Origin of the sequence: Kitasatospora sp. NPDC091257 (genome assembly GCF_044757675.1) — a bacterium.
Lineage (GTDB): Bacteria > Actinomycetota > Actinomycetes > Streptomycetales > Streptomycetaceae > Kitasatospora > Kitasatospora lactacystinica.
On the sequence record NZ_JBIVVI010000786.1, the window covers coordinates 1 to 4,381 of the forward strand.

Annotated in this window: 5 protein-coding genes; 3 read left to right on the top strand and 2 right to left on the bottom strand. The window is 71.7% G+C overall.

Going from position 1 to position 4,381, the window contains the following annotated elements; all coding sequences use genetic code 11:
* The first annotated feature begins 289 nt into the window (after nt 1-289).
* The 3 genes from ACIQOV_RS29475 to moaA all read left to right on the top strand — a co-directional run bounded on the left by ACIQOV_RS29475 (nt 290) and on the right by moaA (nt 3,316).
* Nucleotides 290-646: a DUF485 domain-containing protein gene (locus ACIQOV_RS29475; protein WP_359911500.1), complete on the top strand. Its 357-nt coding sequence runs from the start codon at nt 290-292 to the stop codon at nt 644-646.
* The gene (locus tag ACIQOV_RS29480; RefSeq protein WP_380546995.1) at nt 643-2,250 is read left to right on the top strand and encodes a cation acetate symporter; all 1,608 of its coding nucleotides are present in this window, start codon (nt 643-645) and stop codon (nt 2,248-2,250) included. Before ACIQOV_RS29475 ends, ACIQOV_RS29480 begins: the two co-directional genes overlap by 4 nt.
* A 76-nt stretch (nt 2,251-2,326) precedes the next feature.
* The gene (gene moaA, locus ACIQOV_RS29485; protein WP_359911515.1) at nt 2,327-3,316 is read left to right on the top strand and encodes a GTP 3',8-cyclase MoaA; all 990 of its coding nucleotides are present in this window, start codon (nt 2,327-2,329) and stop codon (nt 3,314-3,316) included.
* A 77-nt stretch (nt 3,317-3,393) separates the two neighbouring features.
* On the opposite strand, the gene ACIQOV_RS29490 is transcribed toward moaA, so the two are convergent.
* Both ACIQOV_RS29490 and ACIQOV_RS29495 read right to left on the bottom strand, forming a co-directional pair.
* Nucleotides 3,394-3,633, bottom strand: a complete 240-nt coding sequence (locus ACIQOV_RS29490) for a hypothetical protein (protein WP_401053609.1) — start codon at nt 3,631-3,633, stop codon at nt 3,394-3,396.
* A 266-nt stretch (nt 3,634-3,899) separates the two neighbouring features.
* Nucleotides 3,900-4,283 (bottom strand): DUF3099 domain-containing protein, encoded by a 384-nt coding sequence (locus tag ACIQOV_RS29495; RefSeq protein ID WP_387685862.1) that lies wholly within the window; start codon nt 4,281-4,283, stop codon nt 3,900-3,902.
* Nucleotides 4,284-4,381: the final 98 nt, after the last annotated feature.

Sequence of the window (4,381 nt, forward strand, 5' to 3'; positions counted from 1 at the left end):
CCCCTTCGGGGTGCGGCACGGGCCGGTGTCGTTCCCGGTGTCGTTCCCGAGGGAGGGCGCGGGCGGCGGCCGGGGGCCGGGAGTCGGCCCGGAGCGGCGGAGTCGCTGAGATGGACTGCTTTTCGGCCAATCGGATGGTGCGAGGGGGTGAACGCTCGACTGATCGCGGTCAACCCCTTCCGGGGCGGGCAGGACGCTCCTAGCATTGCGCGGCGCCAGACATGTGACGCCCCTCACGTTCGATCGTTCCCCCCGTGTGACAAATACGCCGAAGGAGTGAGGAGACAGCGTGGATTCGCCGCCGCTCACCACCGCCGCCACGGAAGCCCAACTCATCGACGACAGCGAGGAGTTCCGAACCCTGCGGCGCTCCTTCCGGAGCTTCGCCTTCCCGGTCACCATCGGTTTCGTGCTCTGGTACCTGCTCTACGTCCTGCTCTCCTGCTACGCGCCGGGACTGATGCGCACCAAGGTCCTCGGGCACGTCAACGTGGCCCTGGTGCTCGGGCTGCTGCAGTTCGTGACCACCTTCGCGATCGCCGCCTGGTACGCCCGCTACGCGGACCGGCGGATCGACCCGTCCGCCGCGGCGATCCGCGAGGCGCACGGCGCCGTCGTCCACGCACCCCGGGAGCCCGCCGAATGACTTCGCTCGCCAGCTCCGCCACCGAGCACCGCGGTCTGACGATGGCCCTGTTCGGCGTCTTCGTCCTGGCCACCCTCGGCATCACCGTCTGGGCCGGGCGGCAGACCAGGAGCGCCTCCGACTTCTACGCCGGCGGCCGCGGCTTCACCGGCTTCCAGAACGGCCTGGCCATCTCCGGCGACTACATGTCCGCCGCGTCCTTCCTCGGCATCGCCGGGACCATCGCGCTCACCGGCTACGACGGCTTCCTCTACTCGATCGGCTTCCTGGTCGCCTGGCTGGTCGCGCTGCTGCTGATCGCCGAACCGCTGCGCAACTCCGGCCGCTTCACGATGGCGGACGTCCTCGCGTTCCGGATGCGCCAGCGCCCGGTGCGCACCGCGGCGGGCGTCTCCACCATCGTGGTGTCGATCTTCTACCTGCTCGCCCAGATGGTCGGCGCCGGCACCCTGGTCGCGCTGCTGCTGGGCGCGGAGGGGAACGCCGCCAAGCGCTGGACCATCGTCGGGGTCGGCGCGCTGATGATCATCTATGTGGTGATCGGAGGGATGAAGGGCACCACCTGGGTGCAGATCGTCAAGGCGGTGCTGCTGATCGCCGGCGCCGCGCTGATGACCGTCCTGGTACTGGCCAAGTACCACTTCAACCCCTCGGAGCTGCTCGGCGCGGCGGCGAGCGCGAGCGGCAAGGGCGAGGCCTTCCTCCAACCCGGACAGAAGTACGGCAGCGGCACCGCCAAGCTCGACTTCATCAGCCTGGGCATCGCGCTGGTCCTCGGCACCGCCGGCCTGCCGCACATCCTGGTCCGCTTCTACACCGTGCCCACCGCCAAGGCGGCCCGGAAGTCGGTGCTCTGGGCGATCGGCATCATCGGCGTCTTCTACCTGATGACCCTGGCGCTCGGCTTCGGCGCCGCCGCGCTGGTCGGCTCCAAGGCGATCAAGGCGGCGAACGCGGCGGGCAACACCGCGGCGCCCCAGCTGGCCGAGGCGCTCGGCGGAGGCGCCGGGACCACCGGCGGCGCGATCCTGCTCGCGGTGATCTCGGCGGTCGCCTTCGCCACCATCCTGGCCGTGGTCGCCGGGCTCACGCTCGCCTCCTCGGCCTCCTTCGCGCACGACCTCTACGCCAACGTGATCCGGCGCGGGAAGGCGAGCGAGAAGGAGGAGGTGCGCTCGGCGAAGTGGGCCGCGGTCGCGATCGGGGCCGTCGCGATCGTGCTCAGCCTCTTCGCGGACAAGCTCAACACCGCCGCCCTGGTCGCCCTGGCCTTCGCGGTCGCCGCCTCGGCGAACCTGCCCACCCTGCTCTACTCGCTGTTCTGGAAGCGCTTCACCACCGTCGGCGCGGTCAGCTCGGTCTACGCCGGACTGATCACCTCGGTGACGCTGGTGGTCTTCTCCCCGGTGGTCTCCGGCGCGAAGACCTCGCTCTTCCCGCACTCCGACTTCCACTGGTTCCCGCTGGAGAACCCCGGCCTGGTCTCCATCCCGGTCGGCTTCCTGGCCGGCTGGCTCGGCACGCTGCTGTCCAGGGAACAGCCCGACCCGGCGAAGTACGCTGAACTGGAGGTGCGCTCGCTGACCGGGCTGGGCGCCCACTGATCGTCCCACGATGACTATGCTGGCCCGGCCCGCCGTGACGGTGGCCGGGCCGGCCGCATCTCGGGGAAGGACGCACGTGCTGCTCGACACCTTCGGACGACAGGCCGTCGACCTGCGGGTCTCCCTCACGGACCGGTGCAACCTGCGCTGCACCTACTGCATGCCGGAGGAGGGCCTGCAGTGGCTCGCCAAGCCGGACCTGCTCACCGACGAGGAGATCGTGCGGCTCGTCACCGTCGCCGTGCGCGACCTGGGCGTGCGCGAGGTCCGATTCACCGGCGGCGAGCCGCTGCTGCGCCCCGGACTGGTCGCCGTCGTCGCCGCCTGCTCGGAGCTGGAACCGCGCCCGGAACTCTCACTGACCACCAACGGCATCGGGCTGGCCCGCACCGCGACGGCGCTGCGCGAGGCCGGCCTCGACCGGGTCAACGTCTCGCTGGACACCCTCGACCCCGAGGTCTTCCACACCCTCACCCGCCGCCACCGCCACCAGGACGTGCTGGACGGGCTGGCCGCCGCCGAGGCCGCCGGGCTCGCGCCGGTGAAGCTGAACGCGGTACTGATGCGCGGGGTCAACGACCACGAGGCGGCCGACCTGCTGGCCTGGTGCCTGGAGCGGGGCTACGAGCTGCGCTTCATCGAGCAGATGCCGCTGGACGCCCAGCACGGCTGGGACCGCGCGTCGATGGTCACCGCGACGGAGATCCTCGACCTGCTGCGGGCCCGCTTCGCGCTCACCCCGGAGCCGTCCGAGCGCCGGGGCGCGGCACCCGCCGAGCGCTGGCTGGTGGACGGCGGCCCCGGCCGGGTGGGCGTGATCGCCTCGGTCACCCGTCCGTTCTGCCGGGCCTGCGACCGTACCCGGCTGACCGCCGACGGCCAGGTGCGCAACTGCCTGTTCGCGACCGGCGAGACCGACCTGCGCACCGCGCTGCGCTCGGGCGCGGACGACGCCGAACTGGCCGCGCTGTGGCGGGCGGCGATGTGGGGCAAGAAGGCCGGGGCCGGGATCGACGACCCGGAGTTCCTCCAGCCCGAGCGGCCGATGTCCGCGATCGGCGGCTAGGCGGTCCCTCGGCGGCCGACCGGTTCCCGGACCGGTCCGCCCTTCCGGGCCGACTCGCCGGAACCCCGGACGGGTTGCTAGGCAGCCCCGCCGGAACTCTCGACGGCCTCGGGGGTCCAGTCGGCGAAGGCGACGACCTCCTTGAGGAAGCCGCGCACCCCGAGGAACTGGGAGAGGTGCTCGCGGTGCTCGTCGCAGGCGAGCCAGGTCTTGCGGCGGTCCGGGGTGTGCAGCTTGGGGTTGTTCCACACCAGCACCCAGCCGGCGCCCGTCCGGCAGCCCTTGGCGGAGCAGATCGGCGTCTGCGGGGTGTCCATCGGGCCGTCCTCAACGATTGGCGGGTGACGTCTGCACCGCCAGTCTGTCACGCCCCGCTCGGGCCGACCGGATCCGGGCATGGCGACGCCGGGCAGCCACGGGGGGAGCCGCCCGGCGTCGGTCCGTCGCTCCGACGGGGGATGCGGAGCGCGTACGCAGTATGTCACGCCACCACCCTCGGATGGGGAGGTCTTGCATGATTAATCTGAGCTTCTTTTGAGCTTTCGACGAGCTGAACGAGGGCGAAGCGGCGTGAAACGGACGGTCAGTCCACGTCCTGTGAAGGATCGGTGGGAACGGCCTTTGCCTCACCTGTACCGGCCTTCGCACCAGCCCCACCCGTCCCACCGGGGCCGAGCATCAGCGGGGTGTCGAGCGGGAAGTCGAAGGTGCTCGGCAGTCCCGGGGCCCGCTCCCGGCCCGCGTTGGCGATCAGCACCGCGAAGTACGGCAGCAGGACGGCCCCCGCCAGGGCGGCGAACGCCAGCACCCGCTGGACGTCCCACAGCACCACGGCGAGCAGCACGCAGGCCGTGCGGACCAGCATCGAGATGACGTAGCGGCGCTGGCGTCCCCGGACGTCCTCGGTGAGGCTGCTGCGCGCCCCCGTGATCCGGAAGACCCGCCCGTCGTCGGCGCTCTTGCCCATGTGTCCTACCGCCCTCGTCGCGCACCCGCGCGCCTGGCCGCGCGGCCTCCTCACGGTACGCCCGGGTACGGGTGGCGACGAGACCGGGTGGGCCGGAC